This window comes from Candidatus Macondimonas diazotrophica (genome assembly GCF_004684205.1).
In the GTDB taxonomy this organism is placed as follows: Bacteria; Pseudomonadota; Gammaproteobacteria; order UBA5335; family UBA5335; genus Macondimonas; species Macondimonas diazotrophica.
Genome location: NZ_SRIO01000001.1, coordinates 216,213 through 242,926, shown reverse-complemented (window position 1 = coordinate 242,926; position 26,714 = coordinate 216,213). Strand labels below are relative to the sequence as shown.

Sequence of the window (26,714 nt, the reverse complement as noted above, 5' to 3'; positions counted from 1 at the left end):
GTTACAGGGTGCGTCGCGAAACCCGGGTGATCGCGCAAATGTCCGATCTCGCACGCGCCGGGTGTCGGGTTTGTCGCACCGCGCAGCCCATCCGACGTGAAACCGGACTGGATCCGTTGGCCAAACAAGACGTTGCCGCGTGGCATCAAGCGTGCTTGCGAAAAATCCGGGGTATGGCCGCAAGGTCGTTTCGGAGCCGCGATGAAACTGCGCATCGACCGTCCGCACATCGAGCGTCTGGCTCAGGCATTTCCGGGCCTGGCCCGGCTCCAGGAACAGCTCCACTTCGGTAATGAGGTGGAAGTCGCGCTGCATCAGCTGTCCGCTGCCGAACTGTCGCTTCTGAGCGATCTCTATCGCGAGGGTGGGCCGGCCTTGCAGGCGCGCGCTGCCCAGCTGGCGACACTGACCGCGGCGCTGCACGACGCCGGGCCGCGGTTTGCGGGAGATGATCTCGAACACATGCTGCCTGCCATCGTCCGCTACCTCGCCGACGAGGCGATCCACGGCTGGATATTCACCGCGCAGATCACCGGTCGGCCGCTGCCTTACGTCGTCACGCGCCTGGATTTCACGCCGCCGTCGAACGACGAAACCGGCAAGCTCTTCATCGAATTCAAGGCCAATGCCAAGGGCAGCCTGACCACGCAGACCCTGCGCCTGACGGCGACCGACATCGATGGCAAGACGCTCGGCGAGATCTTCGCCGCCAAGGGTCTGATGAAGGAAACCCCTGCACTGATCGCCGCCTACGAACGCGCCAGGCAGAACTATCTCGCCTGGCGCGGCAGCTATGGCGCGCAGTTCCTCGGCACGGGCACAGGGTTCTACGCCGAAGATCCGAACGCCTCGCACCGCGACACCGATTGGTCGCGCAAGGACGTGGTGGTGCTGTCCTCGAGCGGCGGCAGCGCGCGGCTGGTGAACGACGAAGGCATCCTGACCGCGCGTTCGCTCGTCCTCGATGCACCCGGCGAGATTCTGGCGCCTTATCTCGGCAAGGCCGCCAAGAGCAACCGCTATGACGCAGAGGACGCGGTCAAGGCCCTGCAAGAAAGCCTGCCCCACGGCTTGTTCACCCGCATGCCAGTGCATCCCTTCATCCTGATGTTCCACCTCGACCTGCACCATTACGTCTGGGTGCACGTCGATGACCTCGCGCCTTATCCCTACCAGCCCGATCTCAAGACCAAGCTCATCCTGCCGCCCGAGCAGACCGACCTGATCGACATCCTGACCGCCGAGATGGACGTGCTGATGGACGACATCGTGGCCGGCAAGAGCGGCGGCACCACGGTGCTGTGCGCCGGTCCGCCCGGCGTCGGCAAGACGCTGACGGCCGAGGTCTACGCCGAGATCATCCGGCGACCGCTCTATCGCGTGCACTCGGGTCAGCTCGGCCTCAACGTGGCGCAGATGGAACAGGTGCTGAAAGACGTGCTCACGCGTGCCCAGCGCTGGGGCGCGGTGATGCTGATCGACGAGGCCGACGTCTACATCAAGCGGCGCGACGACAACATGGCCATGAACGCTGTGGTCGGCGTGTTCCTGCGCGTGCTCGAGTATTTCAACGGCCTGCTGTTCCTGACCACCAACCGCATCGACGACATCGACGAGGCCATCGTTTCGCGCTGCATCGCGCTCATCAAATACAGCATGCCGGAGCGCGCGGACCGCCGCCGCATCTGGGGCGTGATGACCGAACAGTTCGAACTGGCCGTTCCCGCGCCGCTGCTCGACGCGCTGACGGACATCTTCCCGGGCGCGTCGGGCCGCGACATCAAGGGCCTGACCAAGCTCGTGGCCAAGTACTGCCGGCACAAAGCGGTAGCGCCTACGGCCGAGGTGTTCCGGCGCTGCGCCGTGTTCCGCGGCATGGACTTCGAGGGCAGCGACGCCGCGGGCGCGATCGTCCCGCCTTCCACCACGCGGGCGCCCCGGGCCGAGATCCATGGCTGACCAGCCGTCCGGTGACGCGCTGCGCACGGACCGCCGGCCGGTGAATGTCGGGGCGGCGAGGCGGGTGGGAACCGACGGCGGGCAATGTCGTGGCTGGACCCAAGTCTCCCGCACCGGCGGAGGCCTCTGAAGACGCTTCCGCCCGGATCGGTCGCATCAAGTGTCGACGCCGAGCCAATGCAGCCCGTGCCGGGTGCTTGGTGCACGGGAACCGCGCAAGAAAAAAGGCCCGGAGATGATCCGAGCCTTTCGATTTGGTGGAGCGGAGGAGGATCGAACTCCCGACCTTCGCATTGCGAACGCGACGCTCTCCCAGCTGAGCTACCGCCCCGAATGAACGGCCTAATATAGCGGAATCGACGCCGTTGCGATAGCGTCCGGCGGCGTTTTCATGGCGCGCTGCCATAGCCCGTCAGTTCGACGTAACCCTGCCCGGTGATGGGGCGGCCGTTCTGCTCGCCGCGGGCGCTGACGGCACCTTCCCAGTAGCGCACGGCGAGGTTCAGTTCCTGATCGGCCAGGATCGGGCGCAGCTCGAGGCGCAGGTTTCGTGCCGGCAGCGACAGCGCCCAGCCGGCCGGGTAGCGGATGCCAGTGTGCGGGCTGCGCCAGTGGCTCGTCTCGCGGAGCCGGACGTCGCTCGCGGCGAGCAGTTGGCTCTTCCCATTCGGATCGACCCAGAGGCCGTAATCGAAGGGATTCGGCGCGCCGTCGCGGCGCCGGATGCGGCAGAACATGAGTTCGCTGCCATCATCGAGCTGCAGGCCGAACCAGTCCCAGCCGCTGCGTTCCGGTCCCAGCGCGGAGGTGCCCCATTCCCGGTCCATCCACGATTCACCCTCGACCGCGAAGCGCTCGCCGTTCAGCTCGAGCGTCCCGTGTGTGGCGAGCCGGGTCAGGCTGTAGTAATAGGATGCATCGCCGGGCGCCGGGCCCTTGCGGCTGAGGCCGGCCTCGCCCTGCAGGACGGGCGGCTTGCGCGCGTCCAGTTCGAGGGCGAGCGCCACCGGTCCCTCTGCAGCGCGCAGCAGCAGCGGCGGGGTCGCACGCGCTGGATCGGCGCCGGGCCTTGCGGCGAGCGTCCAGTCATCCAACCAGATGCGCAGCGGCGCGGCGGTGGCGCCGGCCATGTCCAGCGCCGCGCGGTTGAAGCGCTCGAAGGCATGAAAGCGCTGGCCTTCGGGGTCGGTGACGGCGAGATGCGCCATGTAGATCTGCCGCGTGGCCCAAGCCGATGAGCGCGTGGGCATCCCGGGGGCGAGCGCCACGCGAAAAAAAGTCAGTTCATAGCCGAAACGCCGGCCTTGCGCCGTGCGCAGGTGGCCGGTGACGTACCACCATTCGCTGGCGGTGTCCGGATGCGGGCCGTGATCCTCCGGAAAGCGGAAGGTGCGCGGCGCCTCGGCCCGCTCGAAGCCGGTGGTCGCCTGCACGAAAGCGCGATTGAGGTCGATCTGACCGCCCGGCGCGGCCGGCGGCGAGGGGCGATGCCACATCGCGGCGAGGATGAGTCCCAGCAGAAGCAGCACCAGACCGGCACGCGCGCGGCGCATCTCAGTTCTCCCGCAAGGCCAGCGCTGGCGGTGTGCGCCCCATGCGCCAGGCCGGGTAGGCGCCGGCGATGAGCGCCGCCAGAACAGCCAGAATCAGCGCTTGCAGCAACAGCTCCGGCGCCACCTTGAAGGCGATGGTCCAGCCGAAGGCGCGCTGGTTGACCGCGCCGGTCAGTACCGCGGCCAGTGCCAGGCCGACCGGCACGGCGAGCAGGCCGGCCACCGTCCCCATCAGCGCCGTCTGCAAGGTCACCCAACGCCGCACTTGCCCGGGCGTCATCCCCAGCGCGCGCAGCACGGCGCATTCGCGCGTGCGTTCCAGTTGCAGGGCCATCAGCGCGCTGGTGACCCCGACCAGGCTCACGATCAGGGTGAGCAGGCGCAACACGCCGGTCACGGCGAAGGTGCGGTCGAAGATCTGCAGCGAAAACGCGAGGATGCCGGCGGTGCGCATCACCGAGAGCGGCATGTCGGACGTGGCCAGCGCCTGGATCTGCGACACCAGCGCCGCTTCATCCGCCCCCGGCGCGAGATAGAGCCCGATGCCGGTGACGCCCGGACGCCGCCAATGCTGCAGGAATACGCGCTCGTCCATCAGCAGATGGCCCTGATCGGAGCCGAAATCCTGATAGATCCCGACCACTTCAAAGCTGCGCCAGCCGCGATCCGTGGCCAGTTGCAGCCGGTCCCCCACTTTCAGCTGACGATGCCAGGCCAGGGGCTCGCTGGCGAGGACGGCGGGGACCTCGCGCGCTTCGTCGGCGAGCGCGGCAAAGGCGCGCGTCGGATCGCCGTCGAGCAGTTGCAGCGCGCCGCGCAGCAACGGCCGGAAGGTGGCGGCTGAGACGCCGATGGGGCCGTCGGGCGTGTCGATGGGCGCGGCGCGGATGCCGACGACGTCAGCCATGCCCGGCAGGGCTGCCAGCGTCGGCAACAGGCTGTCGGGCAGGCGCGCGCCACGCGGGGCGCCGCCGCCGGGCGAGACGTAGATCTGCGCGCTCAGCGTGCGTTCCAGCCAAGTGCTCACACTGTCGCGGAAGCTGTGGATCATGGTGCCGACTCCAACCGCGGTGGACAAGGCCACGGTGAGTGCCGCGATGGCCAGTCCCGTGCGGCTCAGGGAACGCACCACGCCGCGCGCCGCCATACGCAGCAGCAGCGCCCGCCCCGCCGGCAGCACGCGCATCAGCAAGCCCATCAGGCCCACGGTGAGGGCAGGGACGACGAGACTTGCGGCCAGCACCAGCGCCACCAAGCCCGCATAGACCGGCAGCAGCGAGCGGCTCGGCCATACCAGCAGCGCCGGCAGGACGACCGCGGCCAGCAGCAACCCCAAGGCGGCGAGACGCGGCACCAGACGGCGCGTGCGCGCCTCCAGATCCGAGCGGTTGAGCACCCGGCGCGGCGGCGTGCGGGCGGCCTCCCAGGCGGCCGGCAGGGCAGTGAGGACGCTGCCGCTCAGCCCCAGCAGCACGCCCTTGGTCAATCCCCACGGGCTCAGGGCCAGTTGTGAAATCTGCAAGGTGTAATAGATGTCGTTGATGGTCCGGCCGACCAGTCCCACCAGGAACTGGGCCAGCGCGGTGCCGAGCACCAGGCCCAGCAGCGTGCCCGCCGCGCCCAGCAGCAGGGCTTCGATGAGGATGGCGCGAAACACCTGCGCGCGGGTGACGCCGACGGTGCGCAGCACGCCCAACAGTGGCCGCCGTTGCACCACGGCAAAGCTCAGTGTGTTGTAGATGAGATAGAGACCGACCACCAGCGCCAGCAGGCTCATCGCCATCAGGTTGAACTCGAAGGCGCGGGTCATGCCCTCCATCGCCCGCACGCGGCTACCGGTGGTTTCCACGCGCAAGCCGGGCAGCAGGCGCGCCTGCAGGGCCGCCAGCGCTGCCTCGCCGGTGGCGCCTTCGGGCAGGCGCGCGTCGATGCGGCTGATGCGCCCCTGCATGGCCAGCAGTTCCTGCGCGGCGGCAATGTCCATCAGCATCAATCCGGACAGGTCGCGGTCCGCGCCGCTGTCCGGAAGGATGCCCGCCACGGTGACCGTGCCCTGGCCCAGCGGCAGGCGCAGCGCCAGCCGGTCGCCGGATGTCACGCCGAGCGCCGCGGCGGCCTGCGCGGAAATCCAGACCTGACCCGGCTGCGTCACGCCGCGGATGGCGCCGAGCAGGCCGCCGCTCTCCTCGCCCGGGTTGCCGTCCACGCGGCCCATCCGGCCGCGACCGAAGGCGAATTCGGCGGTGCCATCGACCCCAAGCAACCGGAAGCTCTGACCCGGCCGGTCGGCCACGCTGACGGTGGCCTCAATGATCGGCGCCAGCGGCATCGCCACGCCGCCGAGCCGCAGATCGCGATAAACCGTTTCGGGCAAGCCCTCGGGGCCGGCCAGAATCTGGTGAGTCGCCTCGCCGACCACGGCCGCCATGGAGGTTTTCAACGCCAGCCGGGCGCTGGTGCTGGCCAGATCCACGGCGATGACGACCCCCACGCCGAGCGCGATGCCGACGACGGACAGGAGCGTGAGCCAGCGGTGCCGGATCAGATGGCGCCAGCCGGCTCGGACGTGCAGTGGAATCATGCGGCGGCTGGCGCTTCAGTCACCAGCCGGCCATCCTGCAGGCGCAGGATACGGTCGGCGTGGCGTGCCAGATCGGGGCTATGCGTGACGAGGATCAGCGTCTTGCCCCGTTGCCGTACCAGACGGTCGAGCATCTCGACCACCCGGTTGCCGGTCGCCGGGTCCAGATTGCCGGTCGGCTCATCGGCCAGGATCAGGTCCGGCTCATGGATCAGGGCGCGTGCGACGGCCACGCGCTGCTGTTCGCCGCCCGAGAGCGTGTCCGGAAAGCGCGGGCCGTAGCCGGTGAGATCGACCGCCTCCAGCAGCTCGGCCACCGCCCGCTCGGCCGCCGCCCCGCTGCGCCCGAGTAATTGCAGCGGCAGGCGCAGGTTCTCGGCCACCGTCAGCGTGGGCAGCAGATTGAAGAACTGGAACACGAAGCCGATGCGCCGGCGGCGCAGCAGGGTGCGCTTGTGTTCGCTTAAGGCGGTGATGTCGACGCCGCCCACGCTGACGATGCCGGCCTGGGGGCGGTCGATGCCGCTGATGAGATTGAGCAAGGTGGATTTGCCCGAGCCGCTGCGGCCTACCAGCGCAACCGTCTCGCCGGCGGAAATGCTGAGCGCCGCATCGTCCAGCACAACGTGCCAGCCGCCCGGTTCCGGATAACCGTGACGGACGCCCTTGAGGCACAGCATGGCCTCAGCGCCGTTCACCCAGGCGCTCCAAATCGACTTGGCCGGTGTGGCTGAAGGGGATGGGCGGCAGCCAGGGCAGCGCCAGTTCGATCTCGCCGGTGATGCGGTATTGCAGCGTCGGGCGTGGGGCCAGCAGCGCCGAGACCAACGAGCCGGCCAGCTTGAGCATGGACAGACGCACGTCGACGTCGAAAGTGGTGGCATCGCGGGCCGGAATGCGGAATGGCTCCTCAGCCTGCCCTTTGGCGAAGCGCTGACCGGACATTTCCACCCGGTAGCGGAACGCTCGGACGCCCAGGGCGATCCGGTTGGGGTTGTGTAGGCGGATCGACAGCGCGCCCCGCTGCTCCATCAGGCTCATCTGCCGCAGCTTCAGGTCGGTGATCGAAATGTCGGGCGTCTTGATGAAGCGGCGGACGAGGCCGATTCCGCGGTCGCGCAATCGATCGCGCAGCCTTGGGCGTACCGGGGGTTGCGACGACGACGGGTCAGCGTGGTCCAGATCCATCTGGAATACCTCCTGGAAAAGATGGGAATCGCGATCAATGGGGGCTTAGCGCGCGCGGTTCAAGGCCACTTCTCCCTTGCGGGAGAAAGGAAAAACGCCTGCCATCGGCAGGTCCGGTTCCACTTCGCCGCTGATTTCATAGTCCACGCGGCCATTGAAATTGGTCAGCATGTTGGCGGCCTGCCCGGCCAGTTCCAGCATGTTGGTGCGCACCTGAAGCTTGATGTCGGTCTCACCCCTGGCCGGCACCACGAAGCCGTCATCGGCTTCGCCATCGGCGATCTGCATGCCGGCCAGTGCGACCTTGTAGCGGATTGCGCGAACCGGCAGCGGAACCGGGTTGGGGTTGGCGACATTGAGTACCAACTGGGTTCGCTGGCTGAGCAGTCCCATTTCCAACAGCCGGACCTCGCGCAGGCTCAGGGTGGGCTTTTCCAGCGCTTGTTCCACCACCGTGCGACAGCCTGCTGCGGAGAGCAGCAATGCAAGGATCATGAACGCCTTGATGTGCAATGCAATTTTCGGGGTCATCGGTGGGTCCGGGCTCGAAGCTGAAACGAGCGGATATCTTAGCGTATCTCGTGCGCTTGGCAGGTCGGCGGAGGTGTCATCACGGGTCTTGCGGCTTCGGCGGCTATTCGTGACCGAGTATTGGAGACGCCCGCGATCCGGGCATGGAAAAAATTGCCGTGCCCATGCATGATTAGCCCCGAGCCAATGATACCAACGACCTCGTCTTGCCAATTCCTTCGATCATGGAACTCACTGGGGCTGACCCCGGTCACTCTACGGCCATGTTCAAAATTTGGTCATTGCCTGCTTCTTTGATCAGCCTGCGGAAACGATTCATGGACAATTCCAACGTCACAAAACGAAATCCATCCGCTTTTTGCCTGCGCGGAATGGCTTTTGCGCTGACCCTGGGTGTACTGCTGGCGCCCAGCCTGGTATCGGCCGGCCAGTTTTTCGGTTTCGAACATGCGGTCGAAATTGCGCGCCGCAAAGTTGCACAGCCCTATGCCGAAATTCCCAGCAGCGTGCCCCGCTCCCTGGCCGATCTGGATTTTCAGAATTATTACGGGCGCATTCACTACCGGCCGGACAAAGCGTTGTGGGCGGGCACCGATCTCCCGTTCCAGGTCCAGATGTTTCATCCCGGTCACTACTTCACCCGCATGGTGAAAATCAATGTGATCGATGAGCAGGGCGTGCGTCAGGTGCCCTTCGATCGAGAGGTGTTCCAGTATCTGGATCCCGTCCTGCGCGAGGCGGTGCCACCGGCTTTCGGTTATGCCGGCGTGCGGATCCACAGTCCGCTGAACGTGGCGGGCCGTTTCGACGACTTGATCGCCTTTCTGGGTGGGACCTATTTCCGGGCGCTGGGCAAGGGCCAGCATTACGGTCTTTCGGCGCGGGGTGTCGCGCTTGACACGGCGGAACCCGGCGGTGAGGAATTTCCCCATTTCACGGAATTCTGGCTGGTGAAGCCCGCACCGGGCGCGCAGACCGTGGAACTGTTCGCCCTCTCCGAAAGCCGGCGCCTGGTTGGGGCGCACCGCTTTACCGTGCGCCCCGGTGACACGACCCAGGTCGATTGCGAGGTCGCCCTGTTTTTCCGCGGCAGCGTGAACAAATTGGGGATTGCGCCGCTGACCAGCATGTTCTTTTTCGGTGAGAACACGGCCAAGGACCGCTTGCCGGGCGTGGCGGCGTTTCATCCCGAGGTGCATGATTCCGATGGGCTGTCGGTGCTGACCGCCGGGGGCGAGTGGATCTATCGCCCGTTGACCAATCCGCAGCGCTTGGTCGTCAGTTCATTCGCGACCCAGTCGCCGCGTGGGTTCGGTCTGGTGCAGCGCGATCGGGATTTCGACCACTACCGCGACCTGAAGCACGAGTACGAGCGCCGCCCCAGCCTGTGGATCGAACCATTGGATGACTGGGGCACGGGCCGGGTGGAACTGGTTCAGATTCCGACCGATTCGGATCAGAATGACAACATCGTCGCCTATTGGGTGCCGGAACGTGCCCCGAAGGCGGGCGATCAGGTGCGGATGCGCTACCGTCAGCACTGGTACGCCGACCCTTCCGCTTTTCGAGCGGCCGGCGGTGCGAGTTCCACCTGGATCCGCACACTGTCGAACGGTGGCCGCCGGTTCGTGGTCTCATTCACCGGACCGTCGCTGGCGGCGCTCGATGCCAATGTGCGTCCGGAAGCCTTTGTCACCGTCGGGGATGGGCGCGGCGTCTCGGATCTCCAGATTCGGCGCAATCCGTACGATCGGGGCTATTGGGTTGAATTCACAGTGCCCTCGGGCGGGAACGCGCCGCTGGAGCTGCGCGCTTATATCAAGAATGGCAACGACTTCCTGACCGAGACATGGAGCTACCTGCTGGAGCCTTGATGTGAGTGAGCCCGCACCGGTGGAACGCTGGTCCCCGAATCTCGAAGCCTTGTTGCGGCGCTATCTTTGTGCAACGCCGGTTCCGGCAAGCGAGCATGCCGGCTTGCTGCTCGGCGTGGCCTTGGCTTTCCCCCGCGCAGCGTCGCCGGATCCGGAGCAGGCGCTGGCGGTCTTGATCGACGGTGTGAAGAACTGGTTGGACGCGCATCACCGCATCCCGGCCGCGATGCCGCCGATTCATCGGGGTCCGATGCGCTCTCCATCCCTGAAGCCGCAGACGTGGAAAGTCCTGTGGACCCATCGCCCAGCGACCCATCCCGAGGACATGCCGTCGGCAATCCCGGCCGCGACCGGGAACACGCATGATTAGCGGGCGCCGGTCCGCGGACGCGACGCTGGGCGATTGGCGCCGCATTGCAAAGTGGCGCCGGTTTTTTTTGGCGCTTCTGGTTGCGGCGCCCACTTTCCCGGCTGCTTATGTGATGGCTCGGGTTTTGCCGGGCCCGCAGGAATTCTTCCTGCGCCTGTCGCTGCTGGCGATCTTCATGATCCTGTTCGCATGGATCGCGATGGGATTCTGGACGGCGATCTTCGGCTTCATCGCGCTGTTGACCGGCCGCGACCGCTTTCTGGTGCGGGCCGATCCGTCTCGCCCGCTGCCGCGAGAGGCGCGCACGGCGCTCCTGATGCCGGTCTGCAATGAAGATCCGCAACGGGTATTCGCGCGGTTGCGCGCGACCTGGCTGTCGTTGCAGGCCACTGGCCAAGGGGACCGGTTCGCGTTTTTCATACTCAGCGACACCCGTGAGCCGGACGTGCTGGTCGAGGAGGAGCGCGCCTGGGCACAGACGGTGCGCGAACTCGGCGCGGAAGGGCGCATCCATTACCGCCGCAGGCGGGTCAATCTCAAGCGCAAGAGCGGCAACGTGGCTGATTTCTGTCGCCGCTGGGGCCGGCAGTTCCGCTATATGATCGTGCTCGACGCCGACAGCCTGATGGACGGCGACACCGTGATCCAGCTCGTGCGGCGGATGGAAGCCCATCCGCGTGTCGGCATCCTTCAGGCGATTCCGCTCATCGTCAACGCCCGCACCCCGCTGGCCCGAATGCAGCAGTTCGTGCAGCGCCTGTGTGGGCCGATGTTCACGGCCGGGCTCAATTTCTGGATGATGGGACATGCGACCTATTGGGGACACAATGCCATCATTCGGGTCGCCCCGTTCATGGCCCACTGTGGTCTTCCCCGGTTATCAGGTCCGGCGCCGTTAGGCGGCGATATCCTCAGCCATGATTTCGTCGAGGCGGCGTGTATGGTGCGCGGCGGCTGGGAGGTATGGCTGGCGTACGACCTGCAGGGCAGCTATGAGGAAACGCCGCCAACCCTGCTCGATGAGCTTCAGCGCGATCGGCGCTGGTGCCAGGGTAACCTACAGCACCTGCGCTTGCTGCGCGCCGGGGGATTTCATCCCTTGCATCGCGCGATGTTCTTTCACGGCGCCATGGGCTATGTCTCGGCCCTGTTCTGGTTCGCGTTCCTGTTTCTGGGCACTGTACTCACCGCGGTGGCCGCATTTACGGGTCATCAGTATTTCACGCCGGAAGGGGGGCTTTTCCCGGTCTGGCAGGTCGCGCGAACCTCAGAGGCCATCACGCTCATGATCGCGACCCTGGTGATGCTGTTTCTGCCCAAGACGCTGGGCGCGATTCTCGTCATCACCCGGCGCTCGACCCGGCAGGCCTTCGGCGGCGTCCGGCGTGTGTTTGCCGGCCTGTTCGCCGAACTGGCCGGATCGGTGCTCATGGCGCCCATTCGCATGGTGTTCCATACCCGTTTCGTGCTCTATACGCTGCTTGGCCAGAGCGTACGCTGGGCGGGCCAGAATCGTGGCGACGAAGGAACCTCATGGGGGATGGCGCTGCGTCACCATGGGTTCGGCACGCTGCTGGGCTTGACCTGGGCCGCGGTCGCCTGGGCGGTGGAACCGGTGTTCTTCCTGTGGCTTTCTCCGGTCATGGCGGGATTGGTGTTTTCCATTCCCATCTCGGTTTACTCCAGTCGGGTCAGCCTGGGCGATCGATTGCGGCGGCGTGGCTTGTTTCAGGTCCCGGGTGAAATCGAGCCGCCGGCCGTGGTGCGTGCCAGCCGGCAGGAGCCGCAGGTCGAATTGGCGGTCGGCGCCGGGTTTCTGGCGGCGTTGGCCGATCCGCAGGTCCACTATCTTCATTTGAATCTGCTGCGCGATCCCCGCGGCCGTCGCCGTGCGCGCTGGCCCGAGTTGCGGGATCGGGCCTGGGAGCAGGGGCCATCGGCGTTGAACGCCAATGAGCGCCGCCTGTTGCTGGGCGACAGCGCCAGCCTGAGCTGGCTGCATGGCCGGATCTGGTCCGGTCTCGACCCCGAGCGGGCCGCGGCCTGGGGCGTGGCGCCGCTAGCGGTTGCCTGACCACGAGGCGGCCGTCCTCCCGCATGCAGGCGGCCGGCATCTTCAGGTACTCTGGGCTGTGGCACCGGGTTCGATGCGGTATGGGCCGCTGACGGCGCGACGGTCGCGGTTGCAACGACAGGGAGGCGGGACGTGTATCGAAGGATCCTGCTGGCCTACGATTGTTCGACATTCAGGCCCGCTCTCGTGCACCGCTGTGCAGAGCTGGCGCAGCGTTGCAATGCGCAACTGCACATCCTGGGGGTCGTGGTCACCACCGGCGCCATGGCGATCGCCGAAGCCGTCGGGCCGCCGAATGTCTGGAGCTGGGAGAAGGACGATCTGAGGCGGGCGATCGATCCCATCGTCATGGCGCTTCGGGCGCAGGGGGTGGACGCATCGGCCGTTATCCGCCGTGGCGCACCGGTCGAGCAAATCGCGATCCATGCCCATGAACTGGATGCGGATCTGGTAGTAGTCGCCCACGGCCATCCCACGGTCACGACCCGCTGGTTGCAGAGCGCGCGCGACGCCCGACTCCTCGACCGGCTGCAATGCAACGTGCTCGTCATGACGGAAAGTGCTGCCTGATCGACCAATTCGGTGACAGCTCAGGTGCGATGAGCGCCGACACCGTTCCACATCATCGATGAATGCGGATTGGGAATTTGAAATCGGGCGCCACCCGGATCATTTCTGTGCCCCGCGGATATAGCGGCTCAGATGAAAAGCAAAAAGTCTCACGTCTTCGGATTTCATCTGGATTGCGCTCTGCGCGATGAATTCGGGCAAGGCCTTGGGTTCGAGCACCCATACCGCACTGGCTTTGGCCTCTGCGGTTCTTTCGATGAACCAACCGGGATAGGCCACGACCGGCCGAATCGGTGGTGTTTTGCCTGTGGACTCGATCAACAAGACGCGGAGCCACCGACTTGCTGCACAGACCTGATTGATCGCGTTGCGATCGAATGCCTTGCCGTTGCGCCGCACAGATTGGCCGTCATAGACCAGCCGGCATTCGCCATGATCGGGTTTCGACAAGGTTTTGGTCTCGATGACATAGATACCGCTTGGATGGATCACCACATGATCGAGGTTGAAGCGGTCTCCGGGAATGTCGTGGAATACCTGTGCACCCTGTTCGCGCAGGCGCTCCAGAAACTGACCGACGACCTTCTCGCCATCCCGGCCGAGCTTGATGGCTTTCGCTTCGCGGATACCGGCGTGCAACTTCACCGCGCATATGGCTATAGCCAGCACCGCGGTGGCGGAGAAAAGAATTGGGGATGGCGGTGAGTCGTTCAGCCAACGGACCCAATCCATAAACGCTACCATGGTAAAGAGCGCGGCCGCGATCAAGTAGGGCATGACCTGGTCGTCGAACAAGGCCTGTAATCGCTGTTGTCCGGATTCTCCTGGGTTTCGCAGAGGCGGGGCTTTCAAGGGAGATTTCATCGCATACACCGAACAGGCAGGCGTGCAGCCCACCCCCAAGCGGGACGCACGACTCGCGAGGATGGGGTGAAACAAGCAGCGTGATCTGTGCTGCTCGTGCCTGTCTTATATCGGCTCTACGACCGGGGCGCTTTAGAAGTCGTCGGGGATCGCGATTTCGATGCGGTCATCCACGGTGCGCGCGGCAAAGGTCGTGAGCGGACCGTAGGCGGGCGGGGCGAGGACGGTGCCGGTGCGCAGGTCGAAGGCGGCGCCATGGCGGGGACAGACGATTCGGCAGCCGTCACGCGTCCCGCCGGTGAGGCGGCCGCCGTCGTGGGTGCAGGCATCCTCGATGGCATGCAGTGCGCCGTCCACCCGGAATACGGCGATCGTGATGCCGTCCAGGTCCTTGCGCAGACAGCCGCCTTCGGCCAGCTCGCCTGCCGCCGCGAAGTCGTGCCAGCGGTTCATGCGCCGGCCTCCGTTGCGGCGTGGCGGTCGGGCCGCCACAGCACGTCATCCGCTCCGGCCTGCCGATTGGCGGCGCGCGCCAGCACGAACAGCAGATCCGACAGCCGGTTCAGATAGCGCAGTGTTTCGGGGTTGACCGGTTCGGTGCGGGACAGCGTGCAGGCGCGCCGCTCCGCACGCCGGCACACGGTGCGGGCCAGATGCGCCCAGCTGGCGCCGGCCGTGCCGCCGGGAAGGATGAATTCCTTGAGCGGGGCGAGTGGCTCGTTGAGCTGATCCAGCCAGCTTTCCAGGGCGGCGACCTGCTCGGCGCGGATACTTTGCCTTCCCGGGATGCACAGCTCGCCGCCGACGTCGAACAAGGCATGCTGGATTTCATCGAGCCGGCTGTCCCAGGCATCCGGTAGGCCAGCGGTGCGCAGCAAGCCGATCAGGGCGTTGAGTTCATCGACCGTCCCGAAGGCTTCGACGCGCGCGTGATCCTTGGAGACGCGCTGGCCATCGCCCAGGCCGGTGGTGCCGGCATCGCCGGTGCGGGTATAGATTTTCGACAGGCGGTGTCCCACCTCATCCCTCCGTCAGTCGATAGTGAATCGCCAGTTCCAGCGCCTGCACCGGCTGTGACCAGCCGGTCGGCTCCAGTGGCGGAATGCGGTTCAGCGTGGCTTCGGCATCGCGATCCAGAACGGGGTGGCCCGAACTGGCCAGCAGCCGGACATTCACCACGCGACCCTCCTCGGTCACATCGTAGCGCAGCCGAACCGCGCCTTCCCAGCCGCGTCGGCGCGCGAGGGCAGGGTATCGGAAATGCCGACTGAAATCATGAAGAACGCGGCGCTGCACGGTTTCTCGCACCGCATGATCGGCCGCGTCCGGATCGGGCGCAGCGATGCGGGGAGTGGCTGACGGTTCTTCCGCGCCGGCCGTGGACCGGGCTGGTGCCGGCGGCGGCGTTGTGGCCTGGGCCGGTTGCGGTTCCGTGAGCGGGGGTGTGGGCACGCTGCGAGCCGACGCCACGCGGGCGGGTGCGGGCGCTGGCTGCCCCGTGGTTGGCTTGGGCGGTCCCTGTTTCTGGGACCGGGTTTCTCGGGGCGGCGCGCTCGCGGCACTGGGCGGGGGTGGTTCGGCGGGCGCCGGCAAGCGAACCATAGTCAGCGTTCGGCTTTCGAGCGGCGATAGGGGATGCACGATCGGTGACCGCAAAGCCAGCGCGCCAAGCAACACCAGATGACCGGCCAGCGCCGCGAGCAGCGCGCTCGCGGCGAGACCGTTGAACGGCGGGCGGATCGCGCCGGTCACGGCGTCCGATAGGATAGCGTGAGATAGCCCGCACGACCGGGCTGCTCATAGGTCGCCGCCGTCTGGTAGTCCTTGTCGAGGACGTTTTCGATGCGCACCTGCAAGGCCCATTGCGGCATCAATAGCCATTCGGCGCGTAGGTCGAGGCGTCCGTAGCCCGCCAGGGACACGGTGTTGGCGGCATCGTCGTAACGGCCATCCTGCGCGAGAAGAGTGGTCCCCAGGCGATAAGCGCCCATGATGCGGTCCAGCTCGATCCGCCCGGTCAGTTCGGCCCGTCGCGGCAGTTCGGCACCGGTGGTGCGGTTTTCGGTATCGAGCGCGGTGAGCGCCGCATGGGCACGCCATTCTTCCGACCGGTAGGTCAGGCCGCTTTCCACACCGTCGATCCGGGCCTGGTCGATGTTGCTGACCGTGCTTTTCGCCGCGTCGAATACGATCAGGTCATCGATGTCATTGCGGAACACATTCACGTTGAGGGTGAACTGCGCCAAATCGTACTGCAGGCCGACTTCCATGTTCTGCGCTGTTTCGGGATCCAGATCGGGATTTCCCGCGTAGAAGCCTTCGTCGGGGTAGTACAGATCGTTGAACGTCGGCGCCTTGAATGCGGTGCCGTAACTGGCGGTGGCGCGCAGATTCTCGCGCAGGGCCACGCCCCAGGTGGCATTTCCGGTGGTGTGGGTTCCGAAGGCTTCATTATCGTCGCGGCGCAGGCCCAGGATGAGCTGATGCCGGCCGAGATCGATCTGGTCCTGGGCAAAGACGGCCCAGTTGTCGCGGCGGTCTTCGGAGAAATCCGTTGTGCTGTCGACCCGGTCGCGCCAACCGTCGAGTCCGACGGTAAGCAGTTGTTCGCCCGGCAAGCTGAGGTCGTTCTGCCAACTGGCGCTCTGGCGTCGCGTGTCGAAGGTTGAGAAATCGCTGCCATTGGCGAGGTTGTCGGTTTCGTCGCGGCTCTCCCCCACCGTCAGCCGGCTGTACCATGTTTCGGTCAATTCGCCGCCGACATGGGCGCTGATCACCTGCTCGACGAAATCGGTCCGGTTGGGAAATCCGTCGTAGTCGGTGCGTCCTTCGGCACGCAGGGCTTGCGCCCCAAATTCCACGCCATTGTCCAGGTGGTGACTGACGCCGAAATTCAGCGCGGTGTTGCGGTACCGGTCATCGTCCGGCTCCACGGTGGTGGCGCCGAAGCTGGTGGGAGCGCCGTTCTCCTGAATGTCGTAGCCGTCGCTGGCGAGGCCGGACACAGTCAGGTGGTAGCGGGTGTTCCCGATCTCGCCGCGGGTCGCCGCGCGGCCACTCCAGGTGCCGAAGCTGCCGCCGGTCACGCTGGCCTGCCAGCCACTGCCCGTGCCGGGACGGGTGAAGATCTGGATGACACCGCCCAGCGCATCGGCGCCATACAGGCTCGCCCGCGGACCGCGCACGATCTCGATGCGCTCAATCTGATCCACCGGCAGGTATTCCAGCGCGGTGGTCCCGGAGGTGGCCGAGCCGGCCCGGATGCCGTCGATCAACACCAGGGTCTGGCCGGCGCTGGTGCCGCGCAGGCTGATGCTGGTATTTTTCCCGAATGCGCCGTTGCTTGAGACATCGATGCCCGGTTGACCGGCCAGCAGATCCGGCACGCTGGTGGGCCGCAGCCGTTCGATGTCGCTGCGGGTCAGCACGGTCACGGGGGCGAGTGTGTCGTCGACGGTCTGGGCCGTTCGTGTGGCGGTTACGACGATCGTCCCGGTCTCTTCGTCGGTTTGGGCTTGGGCGCTGCAAAGCGGCAGCAGCAGCCCGCAGGCCAGCAGCGAGGGGTGGCGAAAAAAGGGATGATCCATGTGATTTGTTCCTGCCTGAGGTGATGGTCGGTCTGGTGAATCCAGAGCAGTCCGGCGGTCATCACACCCAACGCAGGCGGCACAGGAAGAATGGTCTGTCGCCATTGTCCGGCTGTGTTGCCCGCCGCAACACGCATCTGGACCTTGTCCACACAGGCCGGTCTCCGGGCTGATGAGTTGCCGGACAGGGCCGGCTCGCGAAGCCCGCCTTCCCATGCAGCGCACAGTGGCATGGGGGCTTTGCGACTCAAACACCGTTGCGGGGGCAGCGTCGGAATAGGTTGAAGAAACCGCACCGACTTCCCGTTTCACCCGCGCGGCAATAGGGCTGCGCGGACACCTGTGGGAATTCAGGTGCGCTCAGCCTAAGGGGCGAGCCGGAGGGTGTCAATCGGTGGTGGAGTGCGGGGGGATGTCAAGCCTTTCCAGATACATCAGCAAGGTGCGCTGACGGGTCGAGCCGTTGTCATCGCTGACCAGCAGTACGCCGCGCGGACCGATGCGGGTCATCCCTTCAAAATTGTCCATCAGCCATCCGTCCTGAAGCCGAAACACGGCCAGCGATTCGGGGCGCAGTGCCAGCCCGGCGGTGGGCGGCAACGTACTGCGGCGCAGCGCGATTTCGAGCCGTCCATCCTCATAGCAGCGTTCCAGCGACAGGATTTCGTCGTTCTCCCAGGCATTCAATGCGACCAGAGCGCAACGGGGGCCGGTGCGCAGGAGATAAGGGAATTGACGTCCATCACGGTTGAACACTGGCGTATGGTGGGCTGGGCGGAACGCCGGCGGTGGCAATTCCGGTGCGCTCAGCAGGCCCAGACGGGAATGCCAGGTCAGCGCCTCCAGCGCGGCATTGGGCTCGGCATAGGCCGCAGCATCGGCGAACGGCCTGGGCAGGGGGAGATCGGCAAGCCAGCGGCCGCGCCGGTCGATCCGGGTAATGCGCGGGATACGCTCGAAGGACACGAAGAGCGCCGGTGCGCCATCGGGGCCAGGTGCCCAGGTCAGGCCCTCGGCGTCGCCCCATTTGCCTTTCAGCGGCCGGCCGTTGGCGCCGGTGAGGGGGTGACCATCCAGCAGTTCGACATCCGACAGCCGGCCATCAGTGAACACCGGCCGCATGCGCAACAGCCAGCCGAAATCCGATACGGCGTAGAGTATGCCCTCGGCGGGTGACCAAGTCAGATCGGACAGGCCGCGCAAGGGCGTGCCGTCGGGCATTTCATCCGGCAGCCACAAGGTGCCGCCCAGGCGAACCTGCTGATAAGTACTGCCGGTGGGATGCAGCGGGGAGAGCTGAACCGGTTGAGGCTGCTCGGGTGCCCTGCCGCCGATCCAGGCGACGCATGGCATCGCAACAGCGGACAAGCCGAGCAGGATCGCGGCCGATACCCGCATGCGTCGTGTCCGATTTGGCCGGGCCCCCGCCTTGGTGGTCTGCATGCCAGGCTAGCCTTTGGGTGTGACTCTGAATCGCGCCAGATCCGGATCGTCGATGGCCTGGGCCGGCAGCCCGATGATGCGCGCCAAGGTATCGAGATCGGTCATGCCGCGTTGCAGGCGGACCTTCCCATTGGCGTCCCGATACAGGATGGCCGGCGTGCCGCTCACGCCCAGCCGATCCATCATCTTGCGGTGGCGGCTCAGCGCCTTGCGGGTGTCGTCCTGGATGGTGGCTGCCACGGCAATGCCGCCTTCACGGAAGCGGCGCTCGTTTTCGGCCAGGGATTGGGCCGGATCCTTTGACTGCAGAATGGCTGCTGCCTTGCCAGTGCTGCTGGCCTTGATGACATCCACCATCAGGTGACGGACCTGCAGCCCTGCATCGTGGTAGCGCCGCGTGACCCGCCACAGCAGATGGCAATAGCCACAGTTCGGGTCGGTAAAGCTGTAGATCACTCGAGTGGGCTTGGCGGCACCTTCGGCGACCCACCGCGCCGATTCGATCTCTTTCCACAGGGCATCCAGTTCGGGGCCCAGAACGTGGTCTTCGACATGCAACTGGGTCAGATCCTGTCCAGTCTCGTCGAGGATATTGCCAATAAAGAGATGGCGGCCATCGGCCGAGACATAGACTACATCGGCGCGTCCGCTCTCCCGCGCACGCAGGACATAGCCGGTCATCTGGGCGGGCGCCTCAAAGCGGCCTTCGACCTGCAGGCCCATCTCCAGCAGGCGCGCCAGAACGGACGGAACCGGCTCGGCTGCGGCCACGCCGCCGGCGAGTCCCAGAAGCACCGCGGCCACGGCGATGCGTACTCGCGCCCGGAGGTTGCTTGCCGCGACCTTCGGCGTTCCGCCAGAATGGATGGACATCAACGAGCTGCCGGAGCGGATGGAAGCGTCATGCAACTGATGCACAGTGTGTATTCCCTTGGGCTGGTTCGTGCGCGTGGCTATTGGCGCATCTGGGCATTTGGCGCGTTGCTGATGACCTTGGCGGCCTGCTCTCCCGACCCCGAGCCAGTCGCTGGGATTCCGGCCGATCGGGCGCCGGGGCGTTGGGATTTGACCGCCATTTATGCCGATGAGGCGGCTTATGAGGCGGATGCGCGCCGTCTCGCGGAAGATCAAACCCGCTTTGCCGATTCGTGTGCCGGTCAGATGACCCAGGCCCGCCGTCTAGCCGATTGTCTGGCGCAGTACGCGGGATTGATGGAGCGGGTCTCCCGCCTGGCGGGCTATGCCCAGCTGCGTTACGACGAGGATACCACCAACACCGAGGCACTTGCCCGCAAGCAACAGGCCGAGGCTTTGCAGGCGGCGGTCGAGGAGACAACCAGTTTTCTCGAACCGGAGATCCTCGATCTGGGTGTGGACCGTATCCGCAGTATGATGCGCAGCAATGACATCTTGAGCGGAGCGTATCGCCGTTTTTTGGACGAACGGCTCCGCCTTGCCGCCCATACCCTGCCGGCGGCCGAAGAGCGTTTGCTGGCCATGACAGCCGCGTTGGGTGAGACACCGGCCAATATCTATGTTGCCCTGACCAATGCCGATATGCCGTGGCCCACGATCACGCTGCACGACGGCCGCACCTTGCGTCTGGACCAGACGGGCTATCAGCGCGGGCGGCAGTTTGCCGACCGGGGGGATCGCGAACGCGTGTTTCAAGCGTTCTGGAACGCATTTTCCGGTTATGAGCAAACCTTGGGGGTCGCGCTTTACGGGCAACTTCAACGAGATCGAATGCTTGCGCGGGCGCGGCGCTACGACAGCAGCCTGGCGGCCAGCCTGGATCGCGACGGCATTCCCCTGGCGGTTTACGAGACTCTGATCGAGGAAGCCGAGAAAGGGCTCCCGACCTTGCACCGCTATCTGCGTCTGCGTGCGCGGCTGATGGGTGTGGAACAACTGAAGGCGTATGATCTGTATGCGCCAGTCACCCAAGCGAGTCCCCAGTTCACGCTTGGTGAGGCCGAGCAGGCTGTTGTGGCGGCGACGGCGCCGCTGGGCGCGGACTACGTGCAGGCGCTGACCCATGGCTTGAACATGAGCTGGATGGATTCGGAGTCACGCCCCGGCAAACGATCGGGCGCTTATATGATGGGCTCGATCTACGGCGTGCATCCTTATGTCATGATGCATTTCAACGGCGATTTCGATTCAATGTCCACGCTGGCGCATGAATGGGGCCATGCCATGCATTCGCATCTGGCCAATCGTCATCAGAATTTCCTCAATGCCCAGTACGCCATCTTCCTCGCCGAGGTGGCTTCGACGGTCAATGAACGCTTGTTGATCGATCATCTGCTCGAGCAAGCAGGATCGGACGATGAGCGCCTGTTTATTCTGAATGAAGCGCTCGAGAGTTTGCGCGGCACATTTTTTCGGCAGGCCATGTTCGCGGCGTTCGAGCGGGATGTCCACGGACGGCTGGCGAATGGGGAAGCGCTGACCGGTGCCGATTTCAGTCGCTTGTACCTGGCGCTGGTTCGGCGTTATCTGGGGCACGATGAGGGCGTGGTGGATATTGCCCCCGCCTACGGAATCGAGTGGGCATACATCCCGCATTTTTATTACAATTTCTATGTCTACCAATATGCCACATCAATCGCAGCGGCCAATCTCCTGGCTGATCAGGTGAATACCGGGGAACGCGCGGCGCAACAGCGCTATCTGGCTTTGCTCCGCGCAGGCGGAGCGGACAATCCCTATCGCTTGCTCAAGGACGCAGGTGTCGATCTCGCAACCCCCGCACCCTACCGGTCACTGATCCGGCGCATGGACCGTTTGCTGGATGAAATGGAAGCAATCGTGGCACGGCGCGGCCTGTGAAGCGAGGCGAGAGATTCATGGACGTTGAGTTTTATTTCGATATTGCCTGCCCTGAAGCCTATCTGGCATTCAACCGACTGGAAAACCTGGAAAAGAATGCGGGTACTCGAGTGCTGTACAAACCCGTGTCGCTGCCCAGTCTGTATCGGATCTGGACTGGGCACGAGGAAGCGCCGCGCGCCCGGTTGAGCGCGGCGCGGCGCCGGATGGATCAGCGCGATTTGCTGCGTCAGGCCGAATCGGCGGATCTCTATCTGAAGGAAGAAATGATTCAGAATCCGCCGGATACGCTGGACGCCATGCGGCTCATCATCGGGGCATCCCTGGAGCAGCGCGCGGCCCTGATGCGCAACTTGTTCCAGGTCGTCTGGGTGGATGGTGAGGATGTCGGAAATCGCGGCGTGCTCGAGTGGATCGCCGAGGTCAGTGAGGTTGATCCGGGCTTGATCGATCGTCCCGAGGTTCGCAAGGCGCTGGATTTGGCGACGGACGCAGCGGCCAATAGTGGTGTATTCGGGGTCCCCACGTTCCGTGTGAATGATCGCCTCTGGTGGGGATTCGATCGCATGAACTTCGTGGAGCATGCCGTGGGCGCTGCTTCAGAGGGTGCGGTTGTTCGCCAATCAGGTGGCCAGATCGAGTTTTTTCACGATTTTGCCAGCCCTTTTTCCTATCTCGCCGCAACGCAGATCGAGGCGTTTGCCAAGCATCACGGTGCAACCCTGATCTGGCGACCCATTCTGTTGGGGGGGCTGTTCAAGCGTATCCATACCCCCTTGGTTCCGCTGAGCGTGATGTCGCGACCGCGGCGGGAATATATGGCGCGCGATTTGATGGATTGGGCCGAAGCCTGGAATGTTCCGTTTCAGTTCAACAGCGAATTTCCGCTCAATACGCTGCAGGCTTTGCGTATTGCGCTGGCGGCGCCGCAGCTGACGCTGCCGCTTTACCGTGCAGCGTGGGCTGATAATCGCGATATCAGCAATCCGGATGTCATTGCGCAGATCGTTCGGGAGGCTGGAATGGACCCGACGGAGGTACTGGCGCGGGCGGGGGCGGATGATTTCAAGAATGCCTTGCGGGCGAATACCGAGATGGCCGAAGCAATCGGTGCATGCGGCGTGCCCACGTTCCGTGTCAATGATCGGGTCGTGATCTGGGGACAGGATCGATTTGACACGATGCATCGCGTCCTCGAGGGCTGGGTGCCCGCTGTCGATGCCACGCCTCGAATCTGACGCGGATTGTTGCCGCGCTCCGGGGGGTGCGCAATGAGTACTGCATTGCTCACGCATCCCGTCTTCCTTCAGCATGATATGGGCAGTCACCATCCCGAGCGTCCCGCGCGGCTGGAGGCGATTCACCAGGTATTGGCCGCCCGCGGGCTGTTGAGTCAGGTCCGGCCATACGAAGCACCCCGTATCGAACGAGCCGCCCTGTTGCGGGTCCATCGGCCCGAATATCTGGACCAGTTGGCGGCCGTCTCACCCCGCGAAGGCTACGCCTTCATCGATCCGGACACCGCCATGAACGTCCATACGCTCGAAGCCGCCGAGCGGGCGGCAGGCGCGGCGATCCTGGCGACCGATCTGGTGCTTCGCCGGAAGGTGGACAACGCGTTTTGCTGTGTGCGGCCACCTGGACATCACGCAGAGGCCGCGGCTGCGATGGGATTCTGTTTCTACAACAACATTGCCTGTGCTGCGGCGCACGCGCTGGCGGTTCATGACATGAAGCGGGTGGCCATCCTCGACTTCGACGTCCATCACGGGAACGGCACCGAGGATATTTTTCGCGACGATCCGCGGGTCCTGTTCTGTTCGAGTTTTCAACATCCCTTTTATCCCAATACGCCAATCGACCATGGTCATTCCACCATCATCAGCGTGCCGCTTCCCGCAGGGACTCGCGGCATGGAATTTCGCGATGCGGTGGGCAGCGCCTGGTTCTCGGCGCTGGAACGGTTTGCGCCCGAGATGCTTTTCGTATCGGCCGGATTCGATGCGCATCATGACGATCCAATGGCGGATCTCATGTTGAACGAACGTGACTACGCATGGATCAGCGAAGAGATCGTTCGTTTTGCCCGAAACCATTGCCAGGGCCGGATCGTGTCATCACTCGAAGGCGGATATCATCTGACGGCCTTGGCGAACGGGGTTGCCGAACATCTGTCGTGTTTGTTGTCCGGCTAGCCTCCCGGTATTTACGGCTTCATCACGAAAAGAACGAATCTTGGTGTATCGGAAAGTCGATTTTATTCTGAATAGATATTGATGCATTTTATCAAGATTCCTGAGCAACTCTTATTGACAGGGGATTCGCCTGCTGCCTATTATCGGCACTGCATTGGCACTGATGGATGGCCACGGGTGGGCCAAGCGGTGACAATCGGTAGGAATCCCAATACAGAGGTCGCGCCGCCATGCGCCAAGCCTCGCCGCGGGAATTATGAGTCTGAAACACAAAATCTCTAGCAGGAGAACAGCAATGGTATCGAGCTTCAAGAAGACCCTGGCTGGCGTGGCCCTGGCTGCTCTGCCCCTCATGGCTTCGGCCCAGATGGCCGAAATGAAGGATCAGGCTCTTGCTGATGTGAATGGTCAGCTGGGCATCATTGACCTGACCACCATCGGCTACGATGTCAACTTTGGCCCCCTGGGCGCGCCCCTGTTCGGCCTGCCGTTCACTTTGGGCGCTTCCAAGATCGGCCTGCCTGGCTCCACCGGCGTTGCCGTGGTGGATTTTGAATGGACCAACTTCGGCCCCACCGTCGGTCCCTTCAGTGCGCTGAACATTGGTGTGTTCGATGTCATCCCCGGCATCGGTCCCGACCTGATCAGCCTGCCCGAGTTCGTGTTCAAGACCGGTATCCTGGGCGGTGTCCTGGGTGGCGTCGGCGCGACCTACATCCTCGAGAATGGTCTGACCCTGCCGGTTCCCGTGATTGGCTTCCGTCAGGTCCAGGTGATCTGAAGATTCGCCTGACTGGTGAATGCAAAATCGCCAAAGACCCCCGCCTCGTGCGGGGGTTTTTTTTGCCGGCTATTTCTTCATTGGGGCTGTGTCGAGACTTTGAAGCATTGTCGGCCGTTCTGCTCGCCACTTAGAATGGTCGACGCCTAAGGAGCTGCCTGCGGATTGGCAGTCCGGTATGTCGAGGAATAATGTCATGGAAGATCAGAGTTCGGCAGGTGCGCGACTGCGGTCCGCCGTTGAGCGCGAGCGTCCCTTGCAGGTGGCCGGTACCATCAATGCCTATGCGGCGCTGTTGGCCGAGCGCGCCGGGTTTCAGGCTTTGTATCTCTCCGGCGCCGGTGTGGCCAACGCCGCATTTGGTTTGCCGGATCTGGGCATGACCAGCTTGACCGAGGTGTGCGAGGAAGTTCGACGCATCACGGCGGCAACGCGGTTGCCGCTTCTGGTCGATGCGGACACCGGCTGGGGGCATGCCTTCACCATCGCGCGCACCACCCGTGAACTGATTCGCGCCGGTGCGGGAGGGATGCACTTGGAGGACCAGGTTGCCGCAAAGCGTTGCGGCCATCGTCCGGGCAAGGCGCTGGTTTCCATTGCCGAGATGATCGATCGCATCAAGGCTGCGGTGGATGGGCGCACTGATCCGGATTTCGTGATCATGGCACGCACGGATGCCCATGCCTCGGAAGGAGCGGAGCGGGCCATCGAGCGGGCTCGCGCGTATGTCGCGGCCGGGGCGGACATGATTTTCGCCGAAGCGTTGCATACGCTCGAAGAATATCGCGCATTTACGCAAGCCGTACCTGTCCCGGTGCTGGCCAACATTACCGAGTTCGGCAAGACACCGCTGTTCACGGTCGAGGATCTGCGCGGGGTGAACGTCGGATTGGTGCTGTATCCCTTGTCGGCTTTCCGGGCCATGAGCGCGGCTGCGCTGCAGGTGTACACCGCAATCCGCCAACATGGCGGACAGGAAGGTGTGCTGCCGCTGATGCAGACCCGAGCGGAACTCTATGAGGTGCTGGGTTATCACGAGTACGAACGCAAGCTCGATGACCTGTTTGGACAAGGATCGGTATAGACACGGCTTTTCATCGATGTCGGCGCCTCATTTTGCCCGCCATGCTTATAACGAATTGAATCGAGGGATATTTTCAAGGAGTGCTTCATGGAAGAAAAAAAACCACTGAGCGGTGCCGGTCTCCGCGGCCAAGTCGCCGGTGAGACCCGCTTGTGCACCGTCGGCAAAGAAGGGGCGGGGCTCACGTACTGTGGCTACGATGTGCGTGATCTGGCCGCGAACGCCCGTTTCGAGGAAGTCGCCTACCTGCTGCTTCATGGCGGAGAATTGCCGACGGCTGCGGAGCTCGCCGCCTATCAGGCCAAGCTCAAGAAAATGCGGCAACTGCCCGTGGCGTTGCGTGAGGTGCTCGAGCGTATTCCAGCTGGTGCCCATCCCATGGATGTGATGCGCACCGGTTGTTCCATGCTGGGCAATCTGGAAACGGAGACCGATTTTTCCCAGCAGCGCGATGTGGCTGACCGTCTTCTGGCGGTATTTCCCTCTATCATCACCTACTGGTGGCGGTATGCGCATGAGGGGGTGCGTATCGATACCGAAACCGATGCCGATTCCATCGGCGGGCATTTCCTGCAACTGCTCCATGGTCGATCGCCCAGTGCGCTGCACGAACAGGTGATGAATGTTTCGCTGATCCTGTACGCCGAGCACGAGTTCAACGCCTCGACGTTCACCGCCCGGGTCTGCGCATCCACCTTGTCCGATATGCACTCGTGCATCACCGGCGCCATCGGTTCCCTGCGCGGCCCACTGCACGGCGGCGCCAACGAAGCCGCGATGGCCATGCTGGAGCGTTGGCAGAGCCCCGAGGAAGCCGAGGCCGCCATTCTCGACATGCTGGCGCGCAAGGACAAGATCATGGGCTTCGGTCACGCCATCTACCGCACGTCGGACCCGCGCAACGAGGTCATCAAGGCGTGGTCACGCCGCTTGGCCGAGGAAGTGGGCGATCCGGTGCTGTACCCTGTTTCCGAGCGCGTCGATGCCGTGATGTGGCGCGAAAAGAAGCTTTTTCCCAACGCCGATTTCTATCATGCGTCGGCGTACCATTTCATGGGAATTCCCACGCCTTTGTTCACGCCGATCTTTGTCATGTCCCGGCTGACGGGCTGGGCGGCGCATGTGATGGAGCAGCGTGCGAACAACCGCATCATACGACCCAGTGCCGACTATGCGGGTCCTGCGCTGCGTCCTTACCGGCCGATCAGCGAGCGCAGCTGAAACC

Annotated in this window: 23 protein-coding genes, 1 tRNA gene and 1 riboswitch; of the genes, 11 read left to right on the top strand and 13 right to left on the bottom strand. The window is 64.4% G+C overall.

Annotated elements, in window-relative coordinates; genetic code table 11:
• Window positions 1-201: 201 nt before the first annotated feature.
• Entirely contained in the window at window positions 202-1,959 is a 1,758-nt protein-coding gene (locus tag E4680_RS01220; protein WP_135280546.1) for an AAA family ATPase, read from the top strand.
• Window positions 1,960-2,214: 255 nt separating this feature from the next.
• Here the strand turns inward: E4680_RS01220 and E4680_RS01215 are convergent.
• The 6 genes from E4680_RS01215 to E4680_RS01190 all read right to left on the bottom strand — a co-directional run bounded on the left by E4680_RS01215 (window position 2,215) and on the right by E4680_RS01190 (window position 7,812).
• Window positions 2,215-2,290 (bottom strand) — tRNA-Ala (locus tag E4680_RS01215).
• Between the two features lie 58 nt (window positions 2,291-2,348).
• Entirely contained in the window at window positions 2,349-3,512 is a 1,164-nt protein-coding gene (locus tag E4680_RS01210; RefSeq protein ID WP_135280545.1) for a lipocalin-like domain-containing protein, read from the bottom strand.
• A 1-nt stretch (window position 3,513) separates the two neighbouring features.
• A complete protein-coding gene (locus tag E4680_RS01205) occupies window positions 3,514-6,093 on the bottom strand; it encodes an FtsX-like permease family protein (protein ID WP_135280544.1) in 2,580 nt (859 codons plus the stop codon).
• Entirely contained in the window at window positions 6,090-6,791 is a 702-nt protein-coding gene (locus E4680_RS01200; RefSeq protein WP_240696064.1) for an ABC transporter ATP-binding protein, read from the bottom strand. Before E4680_RS01200 ends, E4680_RS01205 begins: the two co-directional genes overlap by 4 nt.
• Window positions 6,778-7,281: an LEA/WHy family protein gene (locus E4680_RS01195; RefSeq protein ID WP_135280543.1), complete on the bottom strand. Its 504-nt coding sequence runs from the start codon at window positions 7,279-7,281 to the stop codon at window positions 6,778-6,780. Before E4680_RS01195 ends, E4680_RS01200 begins: the two co-directional genes overlap by 14 nt.
• Before the next feature lie 45 nt (window positions 7,282-7,326).
• A complete protein-coding gene (locus tag E4680_RS01190) occupies window positions 7,327-7,812 on the bottom strand; it encodes an LEA/WHy family protein (RefSeq protein WP_135280542.1) in 486 nt (161 codons plus the stop codon).
• A gap of 317 nt (window positions 7,813-8,129) precedes the next feature.
• Here E4680_RS01190 and E4680_RS01185 point away from each other — a divergent pair, with 317 nt between their 5' ends.
• The 4 genes from E4680_RS01185 (at window position 8,130) to E4680_RS01170 (ending at window position 12,700) form a co-directional block, all read left to right on the top strand.
• Window positions 8,130-9,686, top strand: a complete 1,557-nt coding sequence (locus E4680_RS01185) for an OpgD/OpgG family glucan biosynthesis protein (protein ID WP_167792319.1) — start codon at window positions 8,130-8,132, stop codon at window positions 9,684-9,686.
• A gap of 1 nt (window position 9,687) precedes the next feature.
• Window positions 9,688-10,056 (top strand): hypothetical protein, encoded by a 369-nt coding sequence (locus E4680_RS01180; RefSeq protein ID WP_135280540.1) that lies wholly within the window; start codon window positions 9,688-9,690, stop codon window positions 10,054-10,056.
• Window positions 10,049-12,130, top strand: a complete 2,082-nt coding sequence (gene mdoH / locus E4680_RS01175; RefSeq protein WP_135280539.1) for a glucans biosynthesis glucosyltransferase MdoH — start codon at window positions 10,049-10,051, stop codon at window positions 12,128-12,130. The genes E4680_RS01180 and mdoH overlap by 8 nt, the downstream gene beginning before the upstream one ends.
• A gap of 132 nt (window positions 12,131-12,262) precedes the next feature.
• Complete coding sequence (locus E4680_RS01170) at window positions 12,263-12,700, top strand: universal stress protein (protein ID WP_167792318.1); 438 nt, start codon at window positions 12,263-12,265, stop codon at window positions 12,698-12,700.
• A gap of 99 nt (window positions 12,701-12,799) precedes the next feature.
• Here the strand turns inward: E4680_RS01170 and E4680_RS01165 are convergent, their stop codons facing one another.
• The 7 genes from E4680_RS01165 to dsbG form a co-directional block, all read right to left on the bottom strand.
• Window positions 12,800-13,477: a nuclease-related domain-containing protein gene (locus E4680_RS01165; RefSeq protein WP_205688692.1), complete on the bottom strand. Its 678-nt coding sequence runs from the start codon at window positions 13,475-13,477 to the stop codon at window positions 12,800-12,802.
• 219 nt (window positions 13,478-13,696) lie between these two features.
• Entirely contained in the window at window positions 13,697-14,017 is a 321-nt protein-coding gene (locus E4680_RS01160; protein ID WP_135280536.1) for a Rieske (2Fe-2S) protein, read from the bottom strand.
• Window positions 14,014-14,583 carry a cob(I)yrinic acid a,c-diamide adenosyltransferase gene (locus tag E4680_RS01155; protein ID WP_135280535.1) on the bottom strand — a complete coding sequence of 190 codons (570 nt, stop codon included), beginning with the start codon at window positions 14,581-14,583 and terminating at the stop codon, window positions 14,014-14,016. Before E4680_RS01155 ends, E4680_RS01160 begins: the two co-directional genes overlap by 4 nt.
• A 1-nt stretch (window position 14,584) precedes the next feature.
• Window positions 14,585-15,316, bottom strand: coding sequence for an energy transducer TonB (locus tag E4680_RS01150; RefSeq protein WP_135280534.1), 732 nt, complete (start codon window positions 15,314-15,316; stop codon window positions 14,585-14,587).
• Window positions 15,313-17,151 (bottom strand): TonB-dependent receptor domain-containing protein, encoded by a 1,839-nt coding sequence (locus E4680_RS01145; RefSeq protein ID WP_167792317.1) that lies wholly within the window; start codon window positions 17,149-17,151, stop codon window positions 15,313-15,315. Before E4680_RS01145 ends, E4680_RS01150 begins: the two co-directional genes overlap by 4 nt.
• Window positions 17,152-17,289: 138 nt before the next feature.
• Window positions 17,290-17,510, bottom strand: a riboswitch (cobalamin riboswitch).
• 28 nt (window positions 17,511-17,538) lie between these two features.
• On the bottom strand, window positions 17,539-18,549 hold the full coding sequence (locus E4680_RS01140; protein WP_167792316.1) for an esterase-like activity of phytase family protein: 1,011 nt from the start codon (window positions 18,547-18,549) through the stop codon (window positions 17,539-17,541).
• 51 nt (window positions 18,550-18,600) lie between these two features.
• Entirely contained in the window at window positions 18,601-19,467 is an 867-nt protein-coding gene (gene dsbG, locus E4680_RS01135) for a thiol:disulfide interchange protein DsbG (protein WP_135280531.1), read from the bottom strand.
• A gap of 30 nt (window positions 19,468-19,497) precedes the next feature.
• On the opposite strand from dsbG, the gene pepF reads away from it, so the two are divergent.
• The 6 genes from pepF to prpC all read left to right on the top strand — a co-directional run bounded on the left by pepF (window position 19,498) and on the right by prpC (window position 26,710).
• Window positions 19,498-21,429 carry an oligoendopeptidase F gene (gene pepF / locus E4680_RS01130; RefSeq protein ID WP_167792315.1) on the top strand — a complete coding sequence of 644 codons (1,932 nt, stop codon included), beginning with the start codon at window positions 19,498-19,500 and terminating at the stop codon, window positions 21,427-21,429.
• Between the two features lie 17 nt (window positions 21,430-21,446).
• Window positions 21,447-22,667 (top strand): DsbA family protein, encoded by a 1,221-nt coding sequence (locus E4680_RS01125; RefSeq protein ID WP_135280529.1) that lies wholly within the window; start codon window positions 21,447-21,449, stop codon window positions 22,665-22,667.
• A gap of 33 nt (window positions 22,668-22,700) precedes the next feature.
• Window positions 22,701-23,624, top strand: a complete 924-nt coding sequence (locus E4680_RS01120) for a histone deacetylase family protein (protein ID WP_135280528.1) — start codon at window positions 22,701-22,703, stop codon at window positions 23,622-23,624.
• A 295-nt stretch (window positions 23,625-23,919) separates the two neighbouring features.
• Window positions 23,920-24,405, top strand: coding sequence for a DUF6160 family protein (locus E4680_RS01115; protein WP_135280527.1), 486 nt, complete (start codon window positions 23,920-23,922; stop codon window positions 24,403-24,405).
• Window positions 24,406-24,601: 196 nt separating this feature from the next.
• Entirely contained in the window at window positions 24,602-25,489 is an 888-nt protein-coding gene (gene prpB / locus E4680_RS01110; RefSeq protein ID WP_135280526.1) for a methylisocitrate lyase, read from the top strand.
• Between the two features lie 87 nt (window positions 25,490-25,576).
• Window positions 25,577-26,710: a bifunctional 2-methylcitrate synthase/citrate synthase gene (gene prpC, locus E4680_RS01105; protein WP_135280525.1), complete on the top strand. Its 1,134-nt coding sequence runs from the start codon at window positions 25,577-25,579 to the stop codon at window positions 26,708-26,710.
• Window positions 26,711-26,714: the final 4 nt, after the last annotated feature.

What these genes read in the sequence shown, in the direction of transcription:
- E4680_RS01120 (WP_135280528.1), top strand. Translation starts at nt 22,701, where the DNA reads ATGAGTACTGCATTGCTCACGCATCCCGTCTTCCTTCAGCATGATATG.
- E4680_RS01165 (WP_205688692.1), bottom strand. Translation starts at nt 13,477, where the DNA reads ATGCCCTACTTGATCGCGGCCGCGCTCTTTACCATGGTAGCGTTTATG.
- E4680_RS01145 (WP_167792317.1), bottom strand. Translation starts at nt 17,151, where the DNA reads ATGGATCATCCCTTTTTTCGCCACCCCTCGCTGCTGGCCTGCGGGCTG.
- prpC (WP_135280525.1), top strand. Translation starts at nt 25,577, where the DNA reads ATGGAAGAAAAAAAACCACTGAGCGGTGCCGGTCTCCGCGGCCAAGTC.
- E4680_RS01185 (WP_167792319.1), top strand. Translation starts at nt 8,130, where the DNA reads ATGGACAATTCCAACGTCACAAAACGAAATCCATCCGCTTTTTGCCTG.
- mdoH (WP_135280539.1), top strand. Translation starts at nt 10,049, where the DNA reads ATGATTAGCGGGCGCCGGTCCGCGGACGCGACGCTGGGCGATTGGCGC.
- E4680_RS01195 (WP_135280543.1), bottom strand. Translation starts at nt 7,281, where the DNA reads ATGGATCTGGACCACGCTGACCCGTCGTCGTCGCAACCCCCGGTACGC.
- E4680_RS01205 (WP_135280544.1), bottom strand. Translation starts at nt 6,093, where the DNA reads ATGATTCCACTGCACGTCCGAGCCGGCTGGCGCCATCTGATCCGGCAC.
- E4680_RS01160 (WP_135280536.1), bottom strand. Translation starts at nt 14,017, where the DNA reads ATGAACCGCTGGCACGACTTCGCGGCGGCAGGCGAGCTGGCCGAAGGC.
- E4680_RS01210 (WP_135280545.1), bottom strand. Translation starts at nt 3,512, where the DNA reads ATGCGCCGCGCGCGTGCCGGTCTGGTGCTGCTTCTGCTGGGACTCATC.
- E4680_RS01190 (WP_135280542.1), bottom strand. Translation starts at nt 7,812, where the DNA reads ATGACCCCGAAAATTGCATTGCACATCAAGGCGTTCATGATCCTTGCA.
- E4680_RS01115 (WP_135280527.1), top strand. Translation starts at nt 23,920, where the DNA reads ATGGTATCGAGCTTCAAGAAGACCCTGGCTGGCGTGGCCCTGGCTGCT.
- prpB (WP_135280526.1), top strand. Translation starts at nt 24,602, where the DNA reads ATGGAAGATCAGAGTTCGGCAGGTGCGCGACTGCGGTCCGCCGTTGAG.
- E4680_RS01140 (WP_167792316.1), bottom strand. Translation starts at nt 18,549, where the DNA reads ATGCGGGTATCGGCCGCGATCCTGCTCGGCTTGTCCGCTGTTGCGATG.
- dsbG (WP_135280531.1), bottom strand. Translation starts at nt 19,467, where the DNA reads ATGTCCATCCATTCTGGCGGAACGCCGAAGGTCGCGGCAAGCAACCTC.
- E4680_RS01220 (WP_135280546.1), top strand. Translation starts at nt 202, where the DNA reads ATGAAACTGCGCATCGACCGTCCGCACATCGAGCGTCTGGCTCAGGCA.
- E4680_RS01125 (WP_135280529.1), top strand. Translation starts at nt 21,447, where the DNA reads ATGGACGTTGAGTTTTATTTCGATATTGCCTGCCCTGAAGCCTATCTG.
- pepF (WP_167792315.1), top strand. Translation starts at nt 19,498, where the DNA reads ATGCAACTGATGCACAGTGTGTATTCCCTTGGGCTGGTTCGTGCGCGT.